This window comes from Pseudomonas sp. TE31087 (assembly GCF_057284075.1).
Genome location: NZ_JBXVNN010000001.1, coordinates 1,602,054 through 1,605,552, shown reverse-complemented (window position 1 = coordinate 1,605,552; position 3,499 = coordinate 1,602,054). Strand labels below are relative to the sequence as shown.

Annotated in this window: 3 protein-coding genes; 1 reads left to right on the top strand and 2 read right to left on the bottom strand. The window is 60.6% G+C overall.

Going from position 1 to position 3,499, the window contains the following annotated elements; translation table 11 throughout:
• Positions 1-655 precede the first annotated feature (655 nt).
• Both ACZ899_RS07300 and ACZ899_RS07295 read right to left on the bottom strand, forming a co-directional pair.
• Complete coding sequence (locus ACZ899_RS07300; protein ID WP_234560368.1) at positions 656-1,690, bottom strand: GSCFA domain-containing protein; 1,035 nt, start codon at positions 1,688-1,690, stop codon at positions 656-658.
• Positions 1,691-1,693: 3 nt separating this feature from the next.
• Entirely contained in the window at positions 1,694-2,212 is a 519-nt protein-coding gene (locus ACZ899_RS07295; protein WP_234560367.1) for a GNAT family N-acetyltransferase, read from the bottom strand.
• A gap of 367 nt (positions 2,213-2,579) precedes the next feature.
• On the opposite strand from ACZ899_RS07295, the gene ACZ899_RS07290 reads away from it, so the two are divergent.
• A complete protein-coding gene (locus ACZ899_RS07290) occupies positions 2,580-3,431 on the top strand; it encodes a hypothetical protein (RefSeq protein ID WP_234560366.1) in 852 nt (283 codons plus the stop codon).
• Positions 3,432-3,499 lie beyond the last annotated feature (68 nt).

Genomic DNA, 3,499 nt, shown 5'->3' with positions numbered 1-3,499 from the left:
GCCATCTGTCGCAACAACTGGTCGAGCACCAGCTCGCCAAAGGCCAGGTTGCCATGCAGCGCGATCATCGACTTCACAGAACTCGACCCGCTGCAGCCCCCTGTCGTCATTGGCGGCCTCTCGCACATCGACCAGCTCGACGCCCAGACCGCGCAGGCGCTCGATCAGCCGGGTCTGGGCGGCCATGAACACTCGCGCGTCGGACATCGGCGGCACCCGTTGCGGCGGCAGCACGGCGTATACCTTCAAGCCCAGGGCCAGCGCCTGCTCGTAGAACGCCAGGGCAGGGCGCGACAGGGTGTCGATGATCGTGGCGAATAACGGGCCTTCGAGAAAACCGAGGTCGAACTCGCCGTCCGCGCCCTGGTAGCACAGCCAGTTCTGGGTGGTGGCCAGGCAATGCACGCTCAGGCCGATGCTGGACACCAGCGGTCCGGGAATCCGCCCGAGGCTGGGGGCGTCAAGCTGGGCGAGGGCCTGGCGGTACAGATGCTCGAGCTCGGCGTCGCGCATTGCCACGTCGTCCGCTGTCATGCGGAAGAAGTCGACGCCGAAATCGCGCCCGGCACCCAGCGGCCCACCACCGAACGCCAGTCCTCGCGCCCTGGCGGCCAGGCCGACGACACCGACATGGGAGTCGCCCAGCAGCAGGAAACTAGGCGTAGTAGTCGAGTCTGGCGTCTTCACAGACAAGGTCCTCGCTGGCCAGGGATGCAGTGGCGGTGGGGGCTGCCGGCACGGTTTCGCCATCCAGGCCGGCAAAGAACTGGCGCATCACGAAGGCCACGCCCTCAGGCGTCACCTCGCGCTGGTTGGGCCGGTAGAACGCGCCCTTGAACGGCGTTCCGGTGATGATCTCGTAGGAGGGGAAGTAGTCCACGCCGGGCAGGTCCTGGCACAGCTGGCCGGCCACGGCGCGCAGCACCGACTTGGAATAGGTGGTGGCACTGAGTACATGTTCGCCAGTGGCGCTGGCGGTCAGCGGCACCGGTGAGACGGTGAGCAACAACTTCAGGTCCGGGTTCACCGAGTGCATCAGCGCGATGGCGTCGGTCATGGCCTGGCAGGTGTCGCTGAAGCCGAAGTTGCGGAACTCGTGCACCCTTGGGTCGAATTTGCCGCGCACGGTGCCCGGGCACACCGGGTACAGCACACCCGTGTCGCGGTTGGCCCAGGCCTCGGTCAGGCCCAGGGTGAAGACGAACACCTTGGCGCGGCGCAGCGCCAGGCGAATCGCCGCCAGGGTCTGCTCCCGTGCGTCGAACAGTGCCTGCTCGCTGGCAAAGCCGGCCGCATCCAGCGCCGGGCGGAACGGATCGAAGAAGCGCCCGTCGTGCTGCCAGGTTTCGCTCGACTGTGGCTGCCTGCCCAGCGCCCACTCCAGCCACTGGCGCAGCATCGCCGGGGTATAGAGGTTGCCGGTGCGAAACGAAAAAACGCCATACTGTTGCGCCTTGCGTTCCTGCTCGGTCATCGCGGCCGGCGCCGGCTCCGCGTCGAGCCAGTTCATCCCGCGCGCCACCAGGGCCTGGCCGATGTGCTGGGCGAAGCAGGAACCTGCGGTGACGATGGCGTCCTTGGCGTCGATCTCGAAGGCGGGCGACCACAGTTCGCCGATCTGTTCGACGGGCCGCTCGGCGATCGCCGTGCGCCAGAAGGCGCGGGGCGGCAGGCATTGGTAGGGGGTCATGGGCTATCCGTGCAGGTCGAGGCTGTAGATGAGGTCGTCGTGCCAGCGGCCACCAAGCCGGTAGGCTTCCGGCACACGGCGGGCGAGGGTGAAGCCGCACTTTTCCAGGACCCGGCTGGAGGCCGTGTTGCCGTCGGTGACGGTGGCCTCCAGCGAGGTGAGACCGGTGGCGTGGGCGAAATCCACGATCACCCGCAGCGATTCACTGCCCAGGCCTTGGCCGTGCCACTCGGGCAGCAGCAGATAGCCGCATTCGGCATGCCCTGGGCGCAGCACGCGCAGGCCGGTGACCCCGACGTTCCGGCCGCTGGCCTTGTCGGTCATCACCAGGCACAGCCAGTGTTCGGCGCCGGGCGACCAGTCCGGCAGACGATGCTCGAAACCCCGGCGCACTTTGCTTTCCGGCAGCTCGTCGAACACATGGCGCATGGTCTCGGGCTCGCGGTGGAGCTTGAGGAACAGAGGCCAGTCGGCTTCGGCCAGGGGGCGCAGGTACAAGCGATCGGTGTGCAGCTCCAGCATCCGGTGCTCCTTGCGGGATTGGGAGGGCAAGGTGCTTTGTACGATGTGTTGACGACAGGATCAAGCTGCAAAGGCGACTAAATGGCTAGTGTCCTGTCTCGGAAATAAGCTGTTCACTTTTGGCGGCGTCTTGGGCGCCCGTCCGGCGTTGCCACTCCTCGCCATAGCCCTGCTATGACTCGTCGCGGCGCCTTGGCCGAACACCCAAGCCACTCGCCAAAAGAGAACGTATTTCCGAGACAGGACACTAGACAGTCACGGCGGATCGCCCTCCAGATCAAGTGAAATCATCAGTTGCTTGTAGTGAAAACTGTTACTCTAGCGTTCGGGGAATTTTCAGTCATTGCACAGAGGGAAATGGAAGTCCATGAAGTTTGTTTATCTCGATCACGGGGTGTTGGTTGAATGGCTTAAAAAAAGCACGCCAGCATTTAATGCGGTAGAAAAGCTAGTGAAAGACGGTTTTCAACCGGTCTATAGTCCCGCGCATATAGAAGAATTGGCCGTCCCTGTGCAGAGAAGCGCTTTGCCTGAAAGCATTGTCATGAATGAAATGAAGTTGCTATCTGGGCTGACGAATAATTATGAGGTGCTTCCAGGCAGGCGGAGAGGTTTACGCGAGATAAGGTCTGAAGGTAGATTTGGTGCTTTTATATGTAAAGAGAACCCTAAGCAATGTTACAAGAGGGTTACGAAAGATTATGAGTGCCTCAATGATATCGCTGAGGGCGGGCAAAGATCATTCTCAGTGGAAGCCAATCAGAACGCAGGGGGACGGGTGCCAGGCACCGTAAATCGCCTTGATCCCCAAAGCATTCTACAGCAAGCAAGCGTGAAGCATAGTATTCTTTGGGAGTATCGCGAGATATTTCATAGCGGGCATATGTATGCAGTAATGCAGGCAGGCATCGAAAAGCAGTCACCCTTCATAGAAATTCTGGATCCAGAGGGCTGTATTGAAGCGCTAAAAGGGAACCATGACGCGACTCAAGCAATGATCGAATCTGTTATAAAGTGTTTGATTCGGGAGAGGTATTATCCAGATCCGGTGAAGAAGCATCGCTCGGAAATGCATGATATCACGCATGCGATTTATGCTTCATATTTTGACTTGTATGTGATTGAGGATGCGCGCTCGCGGGAAAGGTGCAAGGCCGCATATGAGTTTTTAGGTGTAAAAACAAGGGTGCTATCGCCAGCCGAAGTCGTTAAGCAGTGATGCGTGGGTTGTAAATATTTACAATCAGGTAGCCAAGCTTTTGAACGCTCCCTGGGGAGCGTTCCTCC